Source organism: Mycolicibacter virginiensis (assembly GCF_022374935.2).
Lineage (GTDB): Bacteria > Actinomycetota > Actinomycetes > Mycobacteriales > Mycobacteriaceae > Mycobacterium > Mycobacterium virginiense.
Genome location: NZ_CP092430.2, coordinates 1,830,283 through 1,852,799 on the forward strand (window position 1 = coordinate 1,830,283; position 22,517 = coordinate 1,852,799).

At 66.0% G+C, this 22,517-nt stretch carries 14 protein-coding genes and 1 tRNA gene; 9 read left to right on the forward strand and 6 right to left on the reverse strand.

What is annotated here, in order from left to right:
* Positions 1–72: 72 nt before the first annotated feature.
* Positions 73–7,581, reverse strand: coding sequence for an ATP-binding protein (locus tag MJO54_RS08885; RefSeq protein WP_259602888.1), 7,509 nt, complete (start codon positions 7,579–7,581; stop codon positions 73–75).
* A 155-nt stretch (positions 7,582–7,736) separates the two neighbouring features.
* Between MJO54_RS08885 and htpG the strand changes: the two genes are divergently transcribed.
* From htpG to MJO54_RS23630, 3 genes are all read left to right on the forward strand, one after another.
* Positions 7,737–9,671, forward strand: a complete 1,935-nt coding sequence (gene htpG, locus MJO54_RS08890; protein WP_046282539.1) for a molecular chaperone HtpG — start codon at positions 7,737–7,739, stop codon at positions 9,669–9,671.
* Positions 9,672–9,977: 306 nt separating this feature from the next.
* On the forward strand, positions 9,978–11,219 hold the full coding sequence (locus MJO54_RS08895) for a PPE family protein (RefSeq protein ID WP_046282538.1): 1,242 nt from the start codon (positions 9,978–9,980) through the stop codon (positions 11,217–11,219).
* A gap of 71 nt (positions 11,220–11,290) precedes the next feature.
* Positions 11,291–12,508, forward strand: coding sequence for a PPE family protein (locus MJO54_RS23630; RefSeq protein ID WP_046282537.1), 1,218 nt, complete (start codon positions 11,291–11,293; stop codon positions 12,506–12,508).
* A 46-nt stretch (positions 12,509–12,554) separates the two neighbouring features.
* Here the strand turns inward: MJO54_RS23630 and MJO54_RS08910 are convergent, their stop codons facing one another.
* Entirely contained in the window at positions 12,555–13,559 is a 1,005-nt protein-coding gene (locus MJO54_RS08910) for a zinc-binding dehydrogenase (protein WP_046282536.1), read from the reverse strand.
* Positions 13,560–13,655: 96 nt separating this feature from the next.
* Between MJO54_RS08910 and MJO54_RS08915 the strand changes: the two genes are divergently transcribed.
* Positions 13,656–14,474 (forward strand): carboxymuconolactone decarboxylase family protein, encoded by an 819-nt coding sequence (locus MJO54_RS08915; RefSeq protein WP_240175810.1) that lies wholly within the window; start codon positions 13,656–13,658, stop codon positions 14,472–14,474.
* Between the two features lies 1 nt (position 14,475).
* On the opposite strand, the gene MJO54_RS08920 is transcribed toward MJO54_RS08915, so the two are convergent.
* Positions 14,476–15,339: an alpha/beta fold hydrolase gene (locus MJO54_RS08920; RefSeq protein ID WP_064890709.1), complete on the reverse strand. Its 864-nt coding sequence runs from the start codon at positions 15,337–15,339 to the stop codon at positions 14,476–14,478.
* 125 nt (positions 15,340–15,464) lie between these two features.
* Here MJO54_RS08920 and mddA point away from each other — a divergent pair, with 125 nt between their 5' ends.
* The gene (gene mddA, locus MJO54_RS08925; protein WP_065153528.1) at positions 15,465–16,232 is read left to right on the forward strand and encodes a methanethiol S-methyltransferase; all 768 of its coding nucleotides are present in this window, start codon (positions 15,465–15,467) and stop codon (positions 16,230–16,232) included.
* Here mddA and MJO54_RS08930 read toward each other — a convergent pair.
* A complete protein-coding gene (locus MJO54_RS08930; protein WP_046282534.1) occupies positions 16,186–16,569 on the reverse strand; it encodes a DoxX family protein in 384 nt (127 codons plus the stop codon). The genes mddA and MJO54_RS08930 overlap by 47 nt on opposite strands.
* A gap of 79 nt (positions 16,570–16,648) precedes the next feature.
* On the opposite strand from MJO54_RS08930, the gene MJO54_RS08935 reads away from it, so the two are divergent.
* Positions 16,649–17,536, forward strand: coding sequence for a sigma-70 family RNA polymerase sigma factor (locus tag MJO54_RS08935; protein ID WP_240175811.1), 888 nt, complete (start codon positions 16,649–16,651; stop codon positions 17,534–17,536).
* Between the two features lie 122 nt (positions 17,537–17,658).
* On the opposite strand, the gene MJO54_RS08940 is transcribed toward MJO54_RS08935, so the two are convergent.
* On the reverse strand, positions 17,659–17,811 hold the full coding sequence (locus MJO54_RS08940) for a hypothetical protein (protein ID WP_046282532.1): 153 nt from the start codon (positions 17,809–17,811) through the stop codon (positions 17,659–17,661).
* Positions 17,812–17,986: 175 nt separating this feature from the next.
* On the opposite strand from MJO54_RS08940, the gene MJO54_RS08945 reads away from it, so the two are divergent.
* Positions 17,987–18,063: transfer RNA gene (locus tag MJO54_RS08945), tRNA-Ile, on the forward strand.
* An 89-nt stretch (positions 18,064–18,152) separates the two neighbouring features.
* Here MJO54_RS08945 and MJO54_RS08950 read toward each other — a convergent pair.
* Positions 18,153–18,914 carry a PE-PPE domain-containing protein gene (locus tag MJO54_RS08950; RefSeq protein WP_046282531.1) on the reverse strand — a complete coding sequence of 254 codons (762 nt, stop codon included), beginning with the start codon at positions 18,912–18,914 and terminating at the stop codon, positions 18,153–18,155.
* A gap of 385 nt (positions 18,915–19,299) precedes the next feature.
* On the opposite strand from MJO54_RS08950, the gene MJO54_RS08955 reads away from it, so the two are divergent.
* Positions 19,300–20,190 (forward strand): hypothetical protein, encoded by an 891-nt coding sequence (locus MJO54_RS08955; RefSeq protein ID WP_259602833.1) that lies wholly within the window; start codon positions 19,300–19,302, stop codon positions 20,188–20,190.
* 185 nt (positions 20,191–20,375) lie between these two features.
* Positions 20,376–22,445 (forward strand): phosphoinositide-specific phospholipase C-related protein, encoded by a 2,070-nt coding sequence (locus MJO54_RS08960; RefSeq protein WP_131810477.1) that lies wholly within the window; start codon positions 20,376–20,378, stop codon positions 22,443–22,445.
* Positions 22,446–22,517 lie beyond the last annotated feature (72 nt).

Genomic DNA, 22,517 nt, shown 5'->3' on the forward strand with positions numbered 1-22,517 from the left:
ACGGTATCGGGTCTGACACCCATTCTTAGGTATGCGCAAGCCGTATGGACGGTTGCAATGTGACCTCGCGGATTACTGAGTTTCGGCATTCTCATTGCGGAGTCGCAATCGGTTCACTTCGTCGAACCTGGCGAGTGCGGCGTCGAGGCAGTCTTGGTCGAACAGCTCGCAGCGATTGACCAGATCCCCATCAACGGTCATCACGGTGATATCGCGCCATTCGGCTTCGAAGCCCTTGCGTGAAATACCGTGCGCCACATGGGTGACGACGGCTCCGATGGTGCTGATTCGGTGCACCGCTGCGATGTAGATCCTGGTGTCCGGTGAATCATCCCAGGCAGCCTGCATGTATGGGATCATGTCGCCGGGCGCGAAACCCGCCCCGCGGCGGTGGTCGACGCTCACCCAGTCCGGCGTCGTCGCGGCCAGATCGCGCCGGTTGAACCCGGCATACGCACCGGTGACGAGCGACCACGGCTGCGCATAGGCGGCCGCTTCGCCGGCGAGATAGCGGGCGTCGAGTTCGGCGAGGGCGGCGTCGATGTCGTCGACATCAAAAGTCACGGTGTACTGCATTAGACCGGCGGCGTCGACTTCCATGAGATGCAACATCTCGACGGCGACCGGTCGATCGGCATCACCGACGTCGCGATAGCGGTCGCGGGTCAGTGAGAGCCGAGATCCCCGGATGGCGATGGGCTCCACCTCCAACCGCCAGGTGCCCGGAACCGTCTCCAAGGTGGCGTCGATGACTAACCGTCGTTCGGGACCGTCGAGGACAGAACGCAGACCCTTCCGGCGGTCCTCGTACCGGCCATCTTCGTTGGCAAGCGCGAAGATCGCGTCTCCGTCGCGGCGGTTGAATGCTTGGGCTACGAGGACACAGTTCCGGGTGGCTACGTTCTCCAGTACAGGCGTCGATCGGCCCAGCTCGTCGAATAGGGCGAGCGCGGCGTCGAGGTCTGCTTCATCAAATACTTCGCAGCGGCTGATCACATCGCCCTCGACCGTGAACAACACGACTTCGCGCCATTCGGCCTCGAAGCCCTCTTGCGATGTCCCGCGCACCACTTGGGTGACGACCGCACCCAAGCCATTCAGCCGGTGCACCGCTTCGCTATAGCACCCGACGTCGGGCGCGAGGTCCCACGTAGCGCGCATATAGGCGGCCAATTCACCGGGCGCGAACGCTCTTGCGCGACGGTGATCGACATTCTCCCAGTCGAGTTCGGGAAATTCGCGTTGGTTGAATGCGGCGTAGCCCGCCGATATGACCGACCACGTGTGCGCGCAGGCCACCGCTTCACCGGCGACGTAGCGGGCGTCGAGCTCGGCGATGGCGGCGTCGATGTCGTCGAGGTCGAATATGACGCGTGCGACGACTCTTTCGTTGGCGTCGATTTCGACAACGTCGAGCAGGTCGTTGCAGAACGCATCGGGTCGGTTGACATCCTCCAAGGCCCGGCCACGACTCAAGACGAGGCGTTCCCCACGAGTCGCAACGATATGTGAAGTGAGGACCACCCCGACATCAGCGATTGCCGCAACTTCTGCGACGACGGCGTCTCGGCCATGTCGGGCACCAGCATTGACCACGTGGCGACGATCCATCGTAGAACAGTCGTCGGTCAAGATCTCTGCGATTGCTGCCCAGTCCTGAGCGGCGAAGTGCGCCAGGATGCGCTCATATACGCGCCCTGCTGCATTACCCAACCGCGCCGGCTGCGGTTGCAGCTCTTCGAATCTGGCGAGCGCGGCATCGAGGTCCGTCTCGTCGAACAACTCGCAGCGATTCACAAGGTCGCCTTCGAAGGTAGCCACAATGATCTCTCGCCATTCGGCATCGAATCCCTGCTCCGACGTGCCGTGTGCCGCTTGGGTAAAGACCGCTCCGTGTGCGCTGAGTCGATGCACCGCCTCGATATAGACCCGAAAGCTCTGTGCTTCGTCCCACGAGGTGCGGATGTACGTGGCCAAGTCGCCAGTTTCGATTGTCGCGATACGGCGGTGATCGATGTTCACGCAGTCGGGTGTGAGTCGGAGTTGTTGGTTGTTCGCTGCGGCGTAGGTATGGATGAGCGCCGACCACGAGCGCGCATAGGGCGCCGCTTCGCCGGCGAGGTAGCGGGCGTCGAGCTCGGCGACGGCAGCGTCGATATCGTCGGGGTCGAAAGAGACGCTCGCCGCCAACCGTCCATCCGAATCGATCTCCCCGACGTCGAGCTGCTCGGCGAGGTATGCCTCGGGGCCTTGATGCCGGAACGAGAAGACACTCCGGGTAAGGACAAGGTACTTCCCACGCGTCGCGACATCGCTCACTTCGACGTCGGCGATACCGAGGTCGGCGACAGCCCGCATGTTGGTGAGGGCCGCGTCTCGACCGCGTCGAATTCCGGCGTTCACGGTACTTCGGTGATCGTCTTGGTAGTAATCCTCAGCCAGGAGATCGGCCATCGCGTCCCAGTTGTGGACGGCGAACTCGGCCAGGAAGCGTTGGGACACCTGGCTTGCCGCATTGTGCAATCGCCGCACCCTCTGCGGCTGCAGCTCCTCGAACCTCGCGAGCGCGGTGTCGAGGTCTGCTTCGTCGAACATCTCGCAGTGGCTGATCAGATTGCCGTCGACCGTGACAGTGTCGACAATGCGCCACTCGACGTCTAGGCCTTCTGGCGAAGTCCCTCGGGCTACGTGGGTGATCACCGCGCCGCGGTCGGTCAGCCGATGTACGGCTTCGATGTAAATGGTGTTCTGTGCTGTGTCTTTCAGTGCCACGCGCAGGTATGCCATCAGGTCTCCAGGGCCGACCGTCGCAAGCGTACGACGGTCCACGTCGGTGAAGCCGGGAACGGTCGGAGGCATCTCGCGTCGACTCATCGCAACGAAGGCCGTTGTGATCGCCGACCAGGTGTCAGCGCAGGCGGCCGCTTCACCCGCTAGATAGCGCGCATCGAGTTCGGCCAGGGCGTCGTCGAAGTCGTCAAGATCGAACACTACGGCCGCCACAACTTTCTCGTCCGAATCGAGCTCGATGACGTTAAGGGCATCGTTTTGAACTGCCTCAGGGTCGGGGCCGGAGGCCCGGACGCGGGTGAGGACGAGCCGCTCGCCGCGGGTTGCCACGGCTTCCGACATGATGATGGTGAAGCCGACCTCAGCAGTCGCCTGCAACTCCCGGATTCCGGCATCTCGGCCATATCTGATGCCGGTATTGACTGTTCGCCGACGATCGTCGATGTAGTAGTTGTCGGCCGCTGCCTCTGCGATGGCCTCCCAGTCACGGGCCGCAAAGTTCGGGTAGAACCGCTCCATCACCAGCGTTGCCTTGTTCTCCAAGCGACGCTGCGGTGGGCTTTCGTTCTGGAATCGTGCGTGCAGCGCATCAAGTTCGGCGATCGCCGCATCCATGTCTTCGACGTCGAACGATATCCGCACCGCGATCCGCTCATCCGCATCAAGACCGAACAGCTGGAGTATGTCCTCCTTCGGCGCCCCAGGGCTGACGTCTGCAGTGCCTACCTCCAACCGGGTGAGCGCGAGGCGTTCGCCCCGCACTGCGATCACCTCGTTCTTGTGCCGGACGGTGAACATCGCGCGATAACGCTTTGCTTCGCGGGTCCATTCGGTTGCCGTGAGGTTGTGAGGGCCGAAACCAACTACCTTTCGCCGACTCTCGACCAGGACGTCGGGCGCGTACAGCTGCTCAACCTCATGCCACGCCTCTCGATCAAAAGCTGCTTCGACGCGACGGACCATGCGCATGCACGCGTTGACCAGATCGACCGGCAACTCTTCGGGTGGCGGTGGTGAGGTACGCCTGCCGCCGTCGCCGAAGATCCGGCGCGCCCTGGCGGCAAGTGCCTCGGCCCCTTTCCGCTCGTAGAGCTCCGTTGCTCGCTCGGCGGCGGCCCGTGCCGCCGTTAAATCGCCCGCGGCGGCCAGCACCGTTGCCAGCGTCAGACAGGCATCGCCGTGATCGACCAAGGCGTCGGTGCGCTGCGCCAGCTCGACCGCGGACTCGGCCATCTGCCGGGCCGCCGAATGATCACCATGGCCCGTTAACAGCAGCGCCCGAAGCGTGCGCCAGGCGATCGACGCCTTCAATGCGTGTCCGGCGAGACGCTCACTCTCGGTGCACAACTCCTGCGCCTCGGCATCTCGGCCGAGAGCCAGATAAGCACGCCCCAGCAGCGCAGCGGTCTCGGCGGTGTCGGCATCCAGCCCCATCCGGCGAAAACCGTGGTAGGCCTGACGTAGATGCGGTTCGGCGCCCTTCGGGTCGTCGACAACCAGCTCAATGATTCCGGCGAACTGCTCAACTTCAAGCAAGGCATGGCGCAGGCCGATCTCGGTGACCGTGCGCCGTGCCGAGTCGATCATGCGCCGGGCGGTGGCAGCGCGGCCGCGGAAGGCCTCTAATACGGCTTGGCATCGTGTCGATGTCGCCTCGACGGCCGGGGATTCCGTGGTGATGCGCAACAGTCGCACCACGTCCAGACAACGCCCGCCGGCACGCGGCACCGGGTTCGGGCCCCACAGTGCCGCCAGGGGCGCTCCGGCCAGCACCGCATTCACCCGACGCTGTTCACGGGCGCGCCGAGCAGCGGTCAGCGCGCTGTCTAAGGCGATCTCGCAGTCGCCGATTCGGCCAAGACGCGCGAGGCATCCGGCTCGGACGGTGTGGGCTTTGGCTTCTCCTTCGGCGTCACCCAATCCGGCCAGCCTGTCGGCGGCCACGCCCAGCGCGGCCTCGATTTCGTCCAATTGTTCCGGATGGATCAGCATCGACAGCTGGCCGTCGAAGCATGTCGCCCACGCTGCCAGCCGAGCCGAATCGACTGTTGCTGCCTGTAATTGCGAGACAGCGCGGGTCGCCGAAGCCACTTCACCGGCGGCAAGCAGCGCCTCACAGCGGGCGACTAGCAGCTCGGCGCTCTGGTCGGCGCGATCGGGCAGCTCGTCGTCGAGCTCCTCCAGGGCGTGCAGCGCCTGGCCGTACAGGTCGGCCGCGCCTTCGTAGGCCAGGCGTGACATCGCCTGATCCGCCGCTCGCCGGCAGTACTCGACGGCCTTGGCCGCGTTTCCCGCCCACGCGCATTCGAAATAGTGGTACGCCAGTTCCGCCAGCAGCTCCTCGTCTGCACCGGCGCTGGCTTCCAGCGTGATGGCGATACGGTGGTGCAGTCGCATGCGCCGCACCGAGGCCAACTCGGCGATCAGCGCCTGCCGGACGAGGGCATGGTTGAACCGGTATCGACCGCCGGGCTCTTCGATGATGATGCCGGCTTTGCAGGCTTCGTCGAAGGCGTCGACGAGGTCTTGTTCGAGCGCCCGCTCCACGAGATCTACCGCGAAGCGGCTGCCGACTACGGCGGCTGCGGCAAGGGCTTTGTTGGTCGCTGCTGGAAGCCGGGAAAGCCTGCGGCTCACGGCTTCACGAACACCCTGCGGCAAGGTGTTGGGATCCCAGATTCCGCCGCTCTCGTCCACATGGCGCAGTGCCTCGATCAAGAAGAACGGGTTGCCGCCGGTGACCGACGCCAGCGCCCGGGCGAGCTGTTCGTCGTCGTACCCGGCCTCGGCGACATAGGCGGACACGTCGTCGGCACCGAGGCCGCTCAGCGCCAGGCGGTCCGCGGTGCCGTCGCGGTGAAGATCGGCGAGCATTGCCGCCAGGGGATGGGATCGGTCGAGGTCTGTGCTGCGGTAGGTCGCGACGATCTGCACCCGGGTGTGGTCGCCGAAGCGCAGCAGATGGCGCAACAGCAACAGCGTCGGTTTGGCCGCCCAGTGCAGGTCGTCGAGTATCAGCACGACGGGCGCGCTGGCAGAGGCGAGTTCCATCAACGCGACGACGGCGTCGAAGAGCGCATAGCGTTCGGTGTCGGGGTCGGCGCGCGGTGGCGCGGACAGGTCGGGCAGTACTTCGGTCAGGCCGGGAATCAGTGGAAGTAGTGCCTCAACGCCCCGCAATCCCCGCAGTCTTTGTGCGCCGATGCAGGGGACGAGCGAACGCAGTGCTTCGGCGAAGGGCTGATAGGGCGCACCGAGGTCCTCGTCGGATCGGCCGTACAACACGACGGCGCCTTGCCCGAAGGCCTGTTGTGACCATTCGCCGGCCAGGCGCGTCTTGCCCACGCCCGGTTCGCCGGCAATCAACATCGCGTGAATGCCGCCGGCGAGTGCAGCCTGCCACGCGTAACCAAGTCGCTTCAGCTCTGGACCGCGACCCACGAACCGGCCGGGGCCGGTGAATACCGCGGGGAGGTCGGGCCGCGCCAGGGGCTCGTCGACGGTCTCCTCTCGCTGCTCGGCGATTTGGAAGCGGAGCTCGAACACATGCTCCGGACGAGGCAGGTTGCGCAGCGCACGCATCCCCAGGTCGGCGAGGCCGACGTCGTCGGGCAGCGTGTCGATGACGAGTTCGGCCGTCGCGCCCGAGCACAGAATCTGGCCCCCGGCGGCCAGCGACCGCAGACGCGCGGCGCGGTTGACCGCGCGACCGAAGTAGTCACCGTCGCGCAGCTCTACCTCGCCGGTGTGCAGGGCGATCCGGATGCGGATGGGTTCGTGCAGCGCCCACGGCTCACGCAGGATTGCGTCTTGCAGCTCGATGGCCGCGGCGGCCGCCGCCGAAGGCCGGTCGAAGACCGAGAAGGTGGCATCGCCTTCGCCACGCGTTTTGATGAGCCGGCCGCCGCGGGAGGTGACCACTTGCTCGACGAGCTCGTCGTGGCGCGCGAGCGCTATCGCCATGGCATCGGCGTCGGCCTCCCACGCGGCGGTCGACCCCTCGATATCGGTAAGCAGAAAGGTCACGGCGCGAGTCACCGACGGAAGATGCTGAGTCACCGGGTAATCCAGTGCGGAGTCCTGGGCAACTATCGCGGCCTCGAGCCGTCGAAGCTCGGGTCCTGGGTCGACGCCGAGCTCGTCGGCGAGCAGCGCCCGTGCCCGTTGATAAGCGCCCAGCGCTTCGCCCTGTCGGCCGGCGCGGTAGAGCGCCAGCATCAGCTGGGCCCATCGCCGCTCACGCAACGGTGCATCGGCCACCGCGGCTTCCAGCTCGCCGATGATCTCCGCGGCTCGTCCCGTCGCGAGCAACGCGTCGGCGCGGTCCTCGACCAGGGCGGCGTGCCCTTCGATCCAGCGTGTCCGCTCCGAGACACCTCGGCGGGAATCGGGTAGTTCGGGAGTTCCGCGCCACAGGCTCAGCGCCTCCTCGAAGCGGACCACGGCCTGGCCGGTATCGCCGGCCGCCGCGGCGTCTCGTCCGGCTTTGGTGGCCCGCTTGTAGCGCGGGGCATCCACCTCCGTGGTGTTGAGGATCCAGCCCGTTCCCTCGGTGAGGACGAACCCGTCGCCCAAGGCTCGGCGCAACGAGGAGATGTGAGTCTGTAGCGCCTTGGCCGCAGTGCGCGGCGGCTCGTCGCCCCAGAGCAGATCGATCAGCGTTTCGGCCGACAGCACCGAACCGCCGTGTAGACCGAGCATGGTGAGGATCGCGCGCGGCTTGGCGCCCGGGATTGTGACCGAGGCGCCGTCGTGCCGGGCCTGAAGAGGTCCCAAAACCCCCAGCTCCACGGCTTGAATGGTAGTCACCTGGCAATCGTCGGTGGGGCGATTCAACGCGCGGTCAAGATCCAGTAAAGAACGCCGTTCGCCGCGGTCGGGGCGCCGTCGGTGACGGCTTGGCCCCCCGAGGAGCACGATGACGCCGTCGGTAAAATTTGGCGCTTATGAGCGCACGTGTGGAGCAACTGGAGTTTCAGGCCGAGGCTCGGCAGCTGCTGGATTTGATGGTCCACTCGGTCTACTCGAACAAGGACGCGTTTCTGCGGGAGCTGATCTCCAATGCCTCCGACGCACTGGACAAGCTGCGGCTCGAGGCGTTCCGCAACAAGGACCTCGAGGCCGACACCTCCGACCTGCACATTGAGATCGAGGTGGACGCGACGGCGCGCACCCTGACGGTTCGCGACAACGGCATCGGCATGTCGCGTGACGAGGTGGTGGATCTGATCGGCACCTTGGCCCGCTCCGGTACCGCCGAACTGCGTCAACAGCTACGCGAAGCGCAGAACGCCAAAGCCTCCGAAGAGCTGATCGGCCAGTTCGGGATCGGCTTTTACTCGGTGTTCATGGTGGCCGACAAGGTCGAGATGGTCACCCACAAGGCCGGCCAGAGCGAAGCCATCCGGTGGGAATCCAGCGGTGATGGCACCTACACCATCGAATCTGTCGATGACGCACCGCAGGGCACGTCGATCACGTTGCACCTCAAGCCCGAAGACGCCGAAGACGCGCTGCATGACTACACCGCGGAATGGACGATTCGGGGCCTGGTCAAGAAGTACTCCGACTTCATCGGCTGGCCGATCCGCATGCAAGTCGAGCGCCGGACACCGCCGGCCGAAGAGGGGGGCGACGAGACGGTCACGGTGGAGACCGCGACACTGAACTCGATGCAGGCGCTGTGGGCGCGCCCCAAAGACGAAGTCTCGCCAGAGGAATACAACGAGTTCTACAAGCACATCGCGCACGCCTGGGACGATCCGCTCGAGGTCATCGCGATGAAAGCCGAAGGCACCTTCGAGTACCAGGCGCTGCTGTTCATCCCGTCGCATGCCCCGTTCGACCTGTTCAACCGGGACGCCCAGGTCGGCGTGCAGCTGTACGTCAAACGCGTGTTCATCATGGGCGACTGCGACCAGCTGATGCCCGAGTACCTGCGCTTCGTCAAGGGTGTGGTCGACGCAGCGGACATGTCGCTCAACGTCTCCCGGGAGATCCTGCAGCAGGACCGTCAGATCAACGCGATTCGCCGGCGGCTGACCAAGAAGGTGTTGTCGACCATCAAGGAGCTGCAGTCGCAGCGGCCCGAGGACTACCGCACCTTCTGGACCGAGTTCGGTCGCGTCGTCAAGGAGGGGTTGCTCTCCGACTTCGACAATCAAGAGGCGCTGCTCGCGGTCAGCTCGTTCGCCTCGACCCACAGCGACTCCGAGCCGACCACGCTGGCCGACTATGTCGAACGCATGAAAGACGGCCAGGAGCAGATCTTCTACGCCACCGGTGAGTCCCGCCAGCAACTGCTGAAGTCGCCGCACCTGGAGGCGTTCAAGGCCAAGGGCTACGAGGTACTGCTGCTCACCGACCCGGTCGACGAGGTGTGGGTGAACGCCGTCGCCGAGTTCGACGGGAAGCCGTTGCAGTCGGCGGCTAAGGGCGAGGTGGATCTGGACACCGAGGAGGAGAAGACCGCGCACGAGGCCGAGCGCAAGGAGCAGGAAAAGGATTTCGCCGACCTGATCTCCTGGCTGGAGCAGACGCTGACCGAGCACGTCAAAGAGGTACGGCTGTCCACCCGGCTCACCGAGTCACCGGCGTGCCTGATCACCGATACCTTCGAGATGACCCCGGCGTTGGCGCGCATCTACCGCGCCAACGGCCAGGAGGTGCCAGTCGGTAAGCGCATCCTTGAGCTGAATCCGGGCCATCCGCTGGTCACCGGTCTGCGCCAGGCACACAGCGAGCGAGGCGCCGAGGACGCCGACCTGGCCGAGACCGCGGAGTTGCTCTACGGCACAGCGCTGTTGGCCGAGGGCGGGGCGCTGGAGGATCCGGCGCGGTTCGCCGAGCTGCTGGCGCAGCGGCTAACACGCACGGTCTGAGCTGGGCCGGCTGGCGTCTTTGGCCAGCCGCACCTCGTTCGTACAGGTTGTCTCCCCCCGCGATTGGGTGTCAGCTCCGATAGCGCAAGACGAGTTCGGCGATGAAGCTGGAAGCAGGTGGAAGCAGATTTCCACCGGGCCGGAGTCATCGTCGGGAAGTCACTCCCCGTGACCGGTGGCCACACCGCCACATGATCCGGTCCGGTTGAACCAGCGTTGGTCGATCAGCTCCATAGAACTCCAACCGCGGGGTGGGTCCGGCACCGCTGGTCGCCGATAGGACGGCAACTAGAGGGGATATGTGCGGTGTTGGATTATGGAACATCTCCCCCCGAGATCACCTCGGCCAAAATCTATACCGGCCCTGGCTCGGGACCACTGTTGGCCGCGGCGGCGGCCTACGATGCACTCGCTGCCCAACTGAATTCATTTGCTACCGGATACTTCTCGGTGATCGCCGACCTGCAGGGCGAGAGTTGGGCCGGGAAGGCATCGGCGGCGATGGCCGCTGCCGCAACGCCCTACGCCGAATGGGCGACGGTAACGGCGAGCCAGCTTGAACGGGCCGCCGGCCAGGCGCGCGCGGCAGCAGCCAGCTATGAACAAGTCCGTATCGCGGTGGTGTCACCGGTGGTGGTGACAGCCAACCGTGCTCGGCTCGCGAGCCTGGCTGCGGCCAATGTCTTCGGGCAGAACACGCCCCAGATCGCGGTCGCCGAGTTCGAGTATGCCGAGATGTGGGCCCAAGACACCCTCGCGATGTTCGGCTACGCGTCCACGGCTGCGACGGCGACACAATTGCCGTCGTTTCACGAGCCACCGCCGACGACCAACCCGGCAGGGGGTATGGCCCAGGCCGCTGCGGTGGCCGGCTCGGCGGGAGCTAGTGGCGCGTCGAACTCGCAAACCTTGCTGTCGCAGTTGCTTACGGCGCTGCCCCAACAGCTCGGCGGGCTCGCCACAGGCCAGGCTGCGGCGCTGCCCGCCCAGGCGGACCCGTTGCTGCCGCTGGAGCTGATCGAGGCCGCGAACATCCTGCTGGGGCCGACCTCTTTTGGCTTGCAGACCGCTCGGACGGTCTCGGCGATTGGCTCGTTTGCGTTGGCCGGGAATGCTTTCCTGCTGACCCATGGTGGAGCCGGTATCGGCGCCGCCGGCGCCGCCGGCACGGCGGGGCCGGTCCTGGCCAATGCCGAAACGCCGGTGGCTGAGTCAGGTGCTGCTGCCGGCGGGCACAAGGTGGTGCTTGCCCACATGGGTGGTGACGTGGCGCCGGTGGGACAGCTGACGGTGCCGCCGGCGTGGGCGGATGCCACCCCGGTAGCCGCCGCTACCAAAGACCCGGTGTGGTTGTCGGAAGCAGAGCTTGACGGTGCGTCGCCCTGGCAGGGCAGCGCGGAAACGGACGCGCCCGGAGTATCACCGGCGGTAGGCATGGGGCCGATGGCGGCAATGATGGGTGGAGGGTTGGGGCGCCAATCGGTCGCCGGCGCCCTGCGTGTCGAGCCCAGTCCGTTCAAGATGCCGCGTCCGTCCTGCGGTGGCTAGCGCATGCGCGCCCATTTGGTGAACTACCACTTAGAGTTTCGGGGCCTCTTGCGGAAACGACCGGGTAGTTGATGTTTGATTTCGGCGCACTGCCCCCCGAGATCAATTCGACCAGGATGTATGCCGGTCCGGGATCGGGGCCGATGATGGCGGCGGCTGCGGCGTGGGACGACATTGGCAGACAACTGGAATCGGTCGCAACCGGCTACTCCTCGACGATCTCCAGTCTGCAGGGGCAACCCTGGTCGGGTCCCGCCTCGGATGCCATGGCGGCGGCCGCCACCCGATATCTGGCGTGGGCCACCGCCACCGCAGCGCAGGCCGAACAGACCGCCGCCCAGATCCGGGCGGTGGCGGGAGCTTACGAGACGGCGTTCGCCGCGACGGTGCCACCGGCGGCAGTGGCGGCCAACCGCACCCAGTTGGCGATGCTGGTGGCCACGAATTTCTTCGGGCAGAATGTCCCGGCGATCGCAGCCACGGAGGCCGTTTACGCCGAGATGTGGGCGCAAGACGCCACAGCGATGTATGGCTATGCCGGAGCCTCGGCGCAGGCAGGCATGCTGAGGTCGTTCTCACGTCCGCCGGAGACCACCAACTTGGGCGGGCAATCCGCCCAACAGGCCGCGGCGACGCGCGCCGCCGCCGACGTCGTCGCCGGGGACACGCAGATGGCGCTAGCGGAGCTGCTTTCGGGCGCATCAGAACCGCCACAGATTCTCACCACGGCACCGGCGCAGCCATCACAAGCGGGCCTCGCCCAGGCCACACCACCACCGGCATCGTTGCCGATTGTCGATCAGGTGGCGGCTTTCGGCCCCACCCTCGGAGTACTGGGCGTGGCTCAACAGGTGGTGTTCACCACCGGCTCGCAGGGCATTTTCGGCATGGCGATTCTGAACGCGCAAGCCAAGGCGGCCGCCGGCGCCATGCTGGCCACCCCGGTCGTCACGGTCGATGCGCACGGCCCAGCCCTGACCGGCGTGCCCGCCGCGGTGCTGGCGGGTGCAGGAAAGGCGGTGCCGGTCGGAAAGTTGTCAGCGCCACAGAACTGGTTGACCGCAACGCCGACGGCAAGCGTTGCTGATTCGGCTGTTCGGTCACCGCGACCGGCGGCCGTCGGGGCAGCCCCGCCGGAAGCTGCGAACTCGGCGAAGCCCATGGCGGGCAACGCCCCAACCGCGGTCATGGGACCGATGGACCGTCGGGCGCCTCGCCGCGACGGTACCGCGGTGTTTCGGATGCGGGACCGCCGCTTTCGGATGCCCCGACCTCCTGGGGCCGGATGAATCCGGAGTGCGGGTTGGCGGGCATCCGCCGCGCCGCAAGTGCGGATCAGGGCACCAGCACCACTTTGCCGACGTTTTCCCGCGCGGCCAGAATGCGGTGGGCTTCCGGGGCATTCGCGAACGGCACCGTGGCATGAACGATGGGCGCTGCCGTCCCGTTGCTCAGCGCCTTGGACAGCGGGGTGATCCAGGGTCCGAGCGTGCCGCGGTCGTCCCACAGCCGCAGCATGTTCAGTCCGATAACGGTCTTGGACTGCTCCATCTGCGTGATCAGGCTGAAGCCGCGCAGCATCGCCAGCGCCTGCGGCGCCGCCCGCAGCAGCGACCGCTTCTCGCCGTGCTGTAGCGACGAAAGACCGTAGGCGACAAGGCGTCCGCCGGGACGCAACAACGTCAGCGAGCGGCGCAGCGAGGTGCCTCCGAGCCCGTCGAGCACGATGTCGTACGGCGGCAGTCCCTCCCACCAGCCTCTGCGTCGGTAGTCGATGGCGCGGTCGATACCCAAGGCGTCCAGCTGGGCGTGTTTGCCCGGTGACGCGGTGCCGTGCACGACGGCCCCAGCAGCCTTGGCCAACTGGATCGCCGCAATGCCGACCCCGCCGGCCGCGGCGTGCACCAGCACTCGTTCGCCCGCTTGCAGCGACCCGTAGCCGTGTAGTGCCGCCCACGCCGTCGCGTAGTTCACCGGGATCGCCGCGCCCTCCTCGAAGCTCATCGACGGCGGCAGGGTGACCGTATCGGCCGCGTTGGCGTTGACGATCTCGGCGTAGCCACCGAATCGGGTGCCGGCAAGCACCCGTTCACCGATGCGGGCCGGGTCGACACCCGCACCGACGGCCTCGATGGTGCCGGCCACCTCGTAGCCGACCACCGCGGGCAGCTTCGGCGCATCGGGATACAGGCCGACTCGGGCCAGGTGGTCGGCGAAGTTCACCCCTGCCGCGCCTACCGCGATCCGTACCTGCCCGCTGTTGGGCGGCGGCGGGTCGGGGCGGTCCTGCACCTGCAGCACCGATGGGGGACCGGTCTTGGTGATGACGACAACGCGCATGGGTTTCAGCCTATGGCTATTGCGTACATAGTCGGTGGTTTAGCGAGGCTCGACGAAGGAGAGGTGAAGCTGGAATCGCCGCATAAACTCGGTGGGATGGACGTTCTGGTTGAGCTGAACCGGTTGGTGGCGTGCTCGGATGGCCGGCTGGGCGCCCTGGCGCGCCAGGTATGCGGGCAGACGCTGGGCCTCCCGCCGCTGCCGGCCGAGCTGAGCGTCGATGCCTCCGACGCCGATCCGGCGGTGACCGAATTCGCCGAACAGTTCAGTGTCGATGTCTCGACGATCACTGACGCTCAGCGGGAGCGGCTGCGGGAGGCGCTGGGGGACAGGGCCTTTGATTCCGTCGTACAGATGTACATCGGCGACTTCGTGCCACGGGTGCGTGCCGGGCTCGACGCCGTCGGTGTCGCGGTGCCGTGGCCGGACACCATCGTCTGGGATCACGCCGGCCACCCTGCCGACGCGTTGTTCAACGGGTTTATGCCCGCGGTCGCCCGGTTGCGGTCCCTGGATCCGGTGACCTCTGAGGTGGTGCGGCTGCGTGGTGCGGCCCAGCACAACTGCCGGCTGTGCAAGTCGCTGCGCGAGACGACCGCGCTGGACGCCGGTGGGTCCGAGTCGCTCTATGGCGACATCGAGCACTTCGAGGAGTCCTCGCTGCTCAGTGAGGCGCAGAAGGCGGCGCTGCGCTACGTCGACGCGCTGGTCTGGACTCCGGCGCACATCGACGCCGAGGTGGCCGCCGGGGTGCGCCGGCACTTCACCGATGAGCAGGCCATCGAGCTGACGTTGGATGTGATGCGCAACGCCGGCAACAAGATTGCGGTGTCGCTGGCTGCCGACGCACCGCGCGTTGCCGACGGCACCGAGCGCTATCTGCTGGACGCCGACGGCCAGACCGTGTTCGGCTGAGCTAGGCGGAGTGCCGCGCTAAAAAGCCCAGGATGGCGTCGGCGAAGACGTCGTTGCGGTCCCCGGCGACCATGTGACCGGCCCCGGCAACATCGACGAACTCCACCTGCGGGAACCGGGCCAAGAACTCCTCGGCGTTGGTCGCGCTGACCAGGTCGCTGAGCTGGCCGCGGACCAGCAGCATCGGTACACCGCCGTCGAGGATGGTCTGCACCGCGGTGTTGAGCCGCTCGACATCGTGGATCTCCATCGGTCCCTGGTGCTCGGGACCGCTGATGAACTGCGGGTCCCAGTGCCAGTACCAGCGGTCGCCGCGCCGGCGCAGGTTGGTGGTGAGCCCATTGAGGTCGGCGGGGCGGGGCCGGTGCGGGTTGTAGGCGGCGATCGCGTCGGCGACCTCATCGAGGGAGTCGAAGCCGGACTCCATGTTCTCGGCCATGAACGCCTGCACGCGCTGCGCGCCAGAGGCATCCATGTTGGGCACGATGTCGACCAGCACCACCGCACTGGCGGCCCCCGGTGCCAGTTCGCCGCTGAGCAGCATCGCGGTGCACCCGCCGAGGGAGGCCCCGACCAGGACCGGGTCCGGCGGCAGGGTGCGCAGCACCTCGTGAACGTCGGCGGCGAAGCTGACCAATCGGTAGTCGCCCTCGCTCGCCCAATCCGACTCGCCGTGGCCGCGCAGGTCGACGGTGACCGCCTGCCAGCCGCGCTCGGCCACCGCCGCGGCGGCCCGGCCCCAGGACCGGCGGGTCTGCCCGCCGCCGTGCAGGAACACCACGGCGCGCGCGTCGGGGTCACCGTGGCGGTCGGCGATGATCCGGACATCGCCGGGCGCGTGGGTGACGAAGGTTTCCGCGGTCATCTTGGGATAGTAAGCCTAGCTTGGTAATGCTCGATCACTTGCCCGGCAAAACCTATGGTGACCTGCGGGTTCGGGGGACTACGATGGCGAGGTCGGGTATTCGGGGAGGATGCTCAGGAGGTTCGATGGCCCGCTATTTTGCCCTGGCCTACGGGGCATTCAACTACCTCGGTTTCCTCGCGGTTTTCCTGTACCTGGTCGGCTTCCTCGGCAACTTCGTCGTGCCGCGCAGCGTCGACCACGGCCCGCCGGCACCCGTCGGGTTGGCGGTGGTCATCGATGTCGCGCTGGTGGCGCTGTTCGCGGTGCAGCACAGCGTGATGGCGCGCCCGGCATTCAAGCGCCTGCTGACCCGTGTGGTGCCCGAGAGCATCGAACGCAGCACCTACGTTTTGGCATCGAATCTGGTTCTGGTGCTGCTGTATTGGCAGTGGCGGCCGATCCCGACGAGCATCTGGAACCTGACGATGCCCGCGGAGCGCGCGGTGTTGTGGGGACTGTTCTGGATCGGCTGGGCGATAGCCCTGGCGTCGACGTTCATGATCAGTCACGCGGACCTGTTCGGGCTGCGCCAGGTGTACCTCGCGTGGCGATCACAGCCCTACTCCCATGTCGGCTTTCACGCCCGGGCCCTGTACCGGATGGTGCGCCACCCGCTGATGGTGGGGTTCGTGATCGCGTTCTGGGCGACGCCCACCATGACGGCCGGACACCTGCTGTTCGCGGTCACGGCTACCTGCTTCATCCTGGTCGCGGTGCAGCTGGAGGAGCGCGACCTGGTGGCCGCGCTCGGCGAGCAATATCGGGAGTATCGCCGCCATGTGCCGATGCTCGTGCCCGGTGGTTTCAGGCGAACGGGTGCAGCGCGAATCGGCCCCAGGCCAGGAACGTGAACAACGCGATAAAGACGACGTCGCCGGCCATGTAAGTCCACTCGCTGCGGCGGAATCGAGTGGTGGCGGCACCGGCCATGAACAGCATCAGGCCGGTGGCGGCGAGCGGCACCAGCAATGGTGCCACTCCGACAGCTGCCGGCAGGATCAGGCCGGCCGCGCCGAGCAGCTTGATGGTGCCAATGGCTGTGAGGTGGCCGTCGCCGAAATCGTCGACCCAGTGCTGATTGGCGCCCAATGCCCGGTATTTGGCCCGGGGCAGCAGTAGCAGGGTGGCGCCGCCGATGGCATACGCGGCAGCGGCGACGCCGGCGATGATCCACAGGGCGGTGTTCATGGCGTACTCCTTCGTGGTTACCTCGGTCGGGTGGGGTTCGTCATTACCTATGACGGACTGCCACCACGAGAGGTAACCGATGACCACCGAAACGCAGCTGGCACAGGCATTCGAGCAGCAGCGTCATCGCCTGCTGGCTTTGGCCTACCGGGTGCTCGGTTCGGGGTCCGACGCCGAAGATGCGGTCCAGGAGGCGTGGCTGCGGCTGTCCCGCCAGAACGTTGCGGCGATCGACAATCTGCCGGGGTGGTTGACGACGGTGATCAGCCGTATCTGCATCGACATCCTGCGTTCGCGCACCGCCCGGCCCGAGGTGTCGATCGATCAGGACCTGCCGGACTTCGTCGTGACTGATGACCGCGAGACCCCCGAAGACGCTGCGGTGCTGTCGGATTCAGTCGGGCTGGCGCTGCTGGTCGTGCTGGGGTCGCTGCGACCCGAGGAACGGCTCGCGTTCGTGCTGCACGACATGTTCGCCGTGCCCTTCGTTGAGATCGGGCCGATCGTGGGCAAGTCCGCTGATGCCGCCAAGATGCTGGCCAGCCGGGCTCGCCGCAAGGTCCAGGACGTACCCGCGCCGACCGGCGATCGGCGTGCGCAGCGTGAAGTGGTCGATGCCTTTCTGGCCGCCGCGCAGGACGGGGACTTCGACGCTCTGCTGCGGGTACTCGACCCTGATGTCACCTGGCGTCAGCACACGGCGCGGGGGGTGACCGTGACAACCGGATCAGGCGCGGTCGTGGAGGCGGTCCGTCGAGGTCAGGGGGCGCGCATCGCCGCGCGTCGTGTCCTGGTCAACGGCGACCCGGGAATTCTGGGCTGGGGCCCGACGGGCCGGCCGCTGGCCTTGATGGCGTGCACGGTCCGGGACGGTCGACTGGTGGGCATCGTGTCGATCGCCGACCCGGTCCGCTTGGCCGGTATGGATCTGCCCGATTCAACCGAGGAGTCCGACAGCGACCATTAGCCAGCGTTCCCCGCGTGCCGATGAGGAAGGCCCCGCTGCCCGCGGAGCCTTCCTCATCGATTGCCTACGGCTGTTTGCCGACGTTGTGGACACGCCTGCGCCGCTTGCTGGTTGGTGGGCGATCAGTGCTCGTCGTAGTGGTCCCCGTGAGCGGCGTGACGATGACCATCGTGTAGGTAGTCCACGTGGTCGCCGTGCTGAATCGCCTCGTGGCCGCAGTCGGGGCCGTGGGTGTGTTCGGTGTGGGAGTGGGTCTGGTGCTCTGTCGTGTTCATGGCAGCGACGCTACATGACATATGCAGACATTGCAATATCACGATGATTGGACGTGTCGTCGGTGCGTGACGTGGCGGACGAGCTCGGCGGTTCCCGGACGTGGATGGGGATCACGGCGCATGGAGACGGCCCTGGCGCGGCATGGCACGATGGTTCCCGCGCGCATGCGTATCAGGGGCGGTAGCTCAGTTGGTTAGAGCCGTGGACTCATAATCCATTGGTCGCGGGTTCGAGCCCCGCCCGCCCTACCAAGTTCGTTTTTGTCTTACGTCGGGGGACGTCGACGCGCTCTAGGCGGTGTTGAGCCGAGCGTCGCCCGGCTCAACACCTCACCTAGAGATCACACGGCAAAGAACGAGTTGAACAGCGCTTGGATCAGGTCGCCGGTGTCGAGCGTTGGAATGTCGTTGAACGTGGTCAACCCGTCGACAGTCGATGTGGCTGAATCGATTTGCTCTGGTGTCAGCCCGAGATAGACCTGATGGAGTGCCAGGCCGTAGAACAGGTCCTGCCAACTTGTGTTCCCGAACAACAGGTCCCACCAGCTCTTGCCCAAGTTGTCCGCGAAGACGTCGCCTTGGATGTTGAACACTTCGGTGGGATAGAGGTCGGTGGGGACCGCGGCGGGGTTGGCGCCGAGCATCACGAAACGCAAGGCGTCGGTGGGGACGCCGGCATCAGCGAGTTGCTCCTGGGCGTAGGAGGCGATGAGGCTGCTCTGGGAGTACGTGAAAATGGTCAGCGGGTCGCTGCACACGCCCGAGGCGTCGCAGCCCATCTCGCCGGCGTTGTAGTCGGCGAGGATCGCGTCGACGAGGATGGCTTGACCCTCCGGAACGCTGCTCAAGAAGTCCCAGCTGTTGGGCATACTCAGCGCCACGGAAGACGCGACGGTGCCGCCGTAACCCAGCGGATCGAGGTACAGGTCGATCCCGTTGCTGATGTAGTTGGCAGTCGGTGTCGCAATGCCCGTTGGGCCCAGGACCAACGCGTCGGTTGAGCCATAGAGGAAGTCGTACTGGTTGTCGTTGGCGGCGTTGGCTGCACCGGCGAATGCCAACGCAGCGCCACATAGTGCGACGCCGAAGATGATTTTCTTCATCGAACCCCCTTGTTCGGAGCGCTAACTGGTGGTGTCGCCAAGTGGGTTGCACGGCAAGCGATTACGTTGCCCGACATATCCCCAGCAGATGTCGGACCGTACGCTGTGCCGCCAGCTGGCAACTGACAGGATTGTTGCAACTGGCGTCAATTTTTGCCTTGGAATTTGACAGATCCGCTGAATCAAATCCTTAGCGTCCGGCCAGCTGATGTGCTAAAGAAGGCTGCGGGCTGGCATAAGAAGACTTAGGTCCGTTCTTGAGGACTAAACCAAGTGATGGCCGGCCGTGCGGATTCGCTTTGCTCTGCAAGCGGCATGCCTAAAAGTCGCCAATTCCTGGGCTGACCAGGGTGCCCAGAGTTACCGTAGTGGCTCCTGTCATGAAATGAGTGTTGTGGGATTAGTCAGTCACTCCCGGGTCACCGTCGGCATTGCAGCACTGGCTGCGGGCGCCCTGATCGCGACGCCGTCGGTGACGCCGCCCGCTGCCGTCGTCGCGCGCGCAGTCGAGCTGACGGCCAGCCCATTCGACCCGTATGTGGACCTGATCACCAACACCTTCAACAATCTGGGCACCATCGGCGCGCACTGGCTGGAAGACCCGCTGCCCATCACGGTGCAGCTGGCCACCAACGGGTTCGACTACGCGCAGCGGACGTTCGAGGCATTCGGGGATACCGCCCAGTCATTCGTCGATGGGCTGATCAACCTGCCCGACCAGCTCGACACCCTGTTCAGTGCCATCTCGTCGAGCGATATCACCGCGGCGCTGGGCCAGGCGATCAGCATCGTCATTAGCGCCTTTCCGGTGCTGGGGCTGGTGGACCGCCTGGTGGCGATCCCCATCGACATCGTCGGCAACATGGTGAACGCGGCAATGGCCACGCTGCACGCAGTGCAGGTGCCGGTCGGGCTTGCCGCGCTCACCTCCCTGCAGGCCGTCGTCGCCGAATTCGAAACGCTCGCCCGCAATTTCGTCGATGAGCTGTCGGCCGGCGATATCACCGGCGCACTGTTCGGGCTGATCGGCGCGCCGGCCGACCTCCTCAACGCCTATCTCAACAGCGAAGCCCCAGGCCTGGCCGGACTGCTGGCGCCCTTCCAAGATGTGAACCAGACGGGTTTCGTCGATGCTTTGGTGAACTATCTGCCGCGCGCTGTCGCCGAAGCGATCGGCGCTTCGTACGCGCCGCTCGAGGGTTCGCCGGCACCGGACCTCGGCGATTTCGACCTGGGGGACTCGGGAGAGCCGAGCGCTCTACTGGCTGACTTCTGAGCCGACGGCAGGCGCGACGCATCGAATGGTGCATAGCTGACGTGAGCGTAAGCCAAGTTAATCCGAAGAATTCATTGAGTTCGATCTGTGATCGTGTCGTGTTACCACTGTGATTTCTGTTGCTCATTGTTACGGAAGTTGCCTGAGGGTTCCGGGGGTCGTAACCGTGAGGAGTTTGGCCTGTGGTGGATGGGGCGACAGTTGAGCGTTCTCGGCGCCACTTCGGATGGGCTGACACCACCAGGATCGGCGCCCGCCGGTTGCGCTGGACCGCGGTAATCGCCGTGCTGTCAGTACTTTCCGGCGGCGCCGGGGCCGCGGTGGGTTTCCCGGGGGTGGCGTCGGCGGCCGGCGCCCAGCCGCAGAGCGTGGTGGCCGTGACCACCACCGCCACCCCGGTCAGCGCGGGACTGATTGCCATGCCGGCGAACCCGGCCACGCAGTTCACCATCGTCACCCCACCGGCGAACGGTACGGCGACGGTCACCGGCGCCACCTTTACCTACACCCCGGCCAACGGCTTCGTCGGTACCGATGCCTTCAGCTACGCCACCACCGACGGCTCGGGGGTCTCGACGCCGGCCACCGTCGGTATCACGGTGATGTCGCCGTCTTCCGCGCCGCCGTCACTGGCTACCGCCTGTACCGACTTAGGCCCGGCGTTCACCCCGGTCTGTACGGCGATCGGCAGTGTCACGGACCCGCTGGTGAACGCCTGCAGCACAGTCGGTTCCGTGGAGGCATGCAGTTGGTTCGGCGGCAACAAGCACGGACTGATCAGCGCCTGCTTCGACGTCGCCACCGGGCAGCTGGCGGCGACCTGTAAGACGCTCGACGCGGCGGCGCAGCTGGTAGCCAGCCAGTGCCGGGTGATCAACGGCCCGATCGACTACTGCGCCCTGCGCAACGGCAGCCCCATCGGCGAGCGGTCCGTGCAGAACTATCTGGCTGGCCCGGTGCACAAGGCACTGGCGCAGCAGTACCGGCTGAGCCTGAGTCTGCCGCTGGGGGAGGCCCAGATACCTGCCACCCACAACTCGTTCAACTACACCAACGCCAACGTCCCGCCGACGTTGTCGGGCATGGATCCCGACCAGCTGTATTCGTTGGTCAACCAACTCGACTTGGACATGCGGTTCCTCGAGCTCGACCTGCACTGGTACCCCAGCCTGGGTGCCCCCGGCGGCTACGCACCGATCTTGTGTCATGGCTTCGACAACCACCTGGGCTGCACCTTCGAACGGCCCGCGGTCTCGGGCTTGCAAGAGATCCGGCGCTGGCTGGACGCCCACCCTGACCAGGTGATCGTCCTCTACATCGAGAATCGGCTCGATGACCCCGTCGACGACATCACCAAGTCGCTGCCGGCCGGGGCCGCGGTCATCGAGAGCACGCTGGGCAATACCTCGGCGCGTGACCTGCTGTTCCGTCCGTCGCAGGTGCAGCCCGGTTCCTCCTGTGACACCCAGCCGATTCCCATGGGCGTGAGCATGGCTCAGATCCTCGCGAGCGGCAAACAGGTGCTGCTCTTCACCAATAGCGGCTGTGGCCACAACGCGGCGTGGGATGCGCTCGGCTTCAACGACAGCAACGTCGCGGAAAAGGGGAGGCCGGTCACCGTGCAGTACCCCGACTGCTACTTCAGCAGAGCGCAATACGAGAGCTCATACACGCGGTTCTTCGACTCCAGCACGCTGGTCGACGTGCTCGCCGGTGGCGGCAATGCCCAGCCCATGACGTCCGCCGATATCCACGAGATGATGAAATGCGGTGCCAACGCGCCTGGCCCGAACTTCCTGGACCCACACGCTGACCAGCTGGCGGGCTTCGCGTGGAGCTGGTCCTACGGCCAACCGCTGTCCAGCCCCACCCAGCAGTGCGCCGTGCATAACGGCGACGGTCGCTTCCAAGCCGAGGCCTGCGGCCAATTCCTGCCCTACGCCTGCCAGGCGCCCGACGGCTGGCACATCAGCTCCGGCACCGGCCAGTTCGCCGGTGGCGCACTCGCGTGCGTCGGGCAGGGTGCCTTCGCCGTGCCGCGTACCGGGTATCAGAACGAACTGCTCAAGGCAGCCAAGGCCCAGGCCGGCGTCGACCGGGTCTGGCTCGCCTACACCGCTGGCAACGATGGCAACTGGAGCATGGGATCAACGCCACCGCCGGCCCCGTCGACCCAGCTGCGGCCGGCCACGCCGAGCCTGCCGGCGTACCCGGTGGAGCTGCCCGAGCTGCTGGGCCCGGTCACGGTGTCTTAAGGCTGCCCCGCACCTATACACCGCCAATCGTGCCATTGACAAATGGCACGATCGCTGGTGTTGTGTGTGCCG

What these genes read in the sequence shown, in the direction of transcription:
- htpG (WP_046282539.1), top strand. Translation starts at nt 7,737, where the DNA reads ATGAGCGCACGTGTGGAGCAACTGGAGTTTCAGGCCGAGGCTCGGCAG.
- MJO54_RS23630 (WP_046282537.1), top strand. Translation starts at nt 11,291, where the DNA reads ATGTTTGATTTCGGCGCACTGCCCCCCGAGATCAATTCGACCAGGATG.
- MJO54_RS08910 (WP_046282536.1), bottom strand. Translation starts at nt 13,559, where the DNA reads ATGCGCGTTGTCGTCATCACCAAGACCGGTCCCCCATCGGTGCTGCAG.
- MJO54_RS08915 (WP_240175810.1), top strand. Translation starts at nt 13,656, where the DNA reads ATGGACGTTCTGGTTGAGCTGAACCGGTTGGTGGCGTGCTCGGATGGC.
- MJO54_RS08920 (WP_064890709.1), bottom strand. Translation starts at nt 15,339, where the DNA reads ATGACCGCGGAAACCTTCGTCACCCACGCGCCCGGCGATGTCCGGATC.
- mddA (WP_065153528.1), top strand. Translation starts at nt 15,465, where the DNA reads ATGGCCCGCTATTTTGCCCTGGCCTACGGGGCATTCAACTACCTCGGT.
- MJO54_RS08930 (WP_046282534.1), bottom strand. Translation starts at nt 16,569, where the DNA reads ATGAACACCGCCCTGTGGATCATCGCCGGCGTCGCCGCTGCCGCGTAT.
- MJO54_RS08935 (WP_240175811.1), top strand. Translation starts at nt 16,649, where the DNA reads ATGACCACCGAAACGCAGCTGGCACAGGCATTCGAGCAGCAGCGTCAT.
- MJO54_RS08940 (WP_046282532.1), bottom strand. Translation starts at nt 17,811, where the DNA reads ATGAACACGACAGAGCACCAGACCCACTCCCACACCGAACACACCCAC.
- MJO54_RS08950 (WP_046282531.1), bottom strand. Translation starts at nt 18,914, where the DNA reads ATGAAGAAAATCATCTTCGGCGTCGCACTATGTGGCGCTGCGTTGGCA.
- MJO54_RS08955 (WP_259602833.1), top strand. Translation starts at nt 19,300, where the DNA reads ATGAGTGTTGTGGGATTAGTCAGTCACTCCCGGGTCACCGTCGGCATT.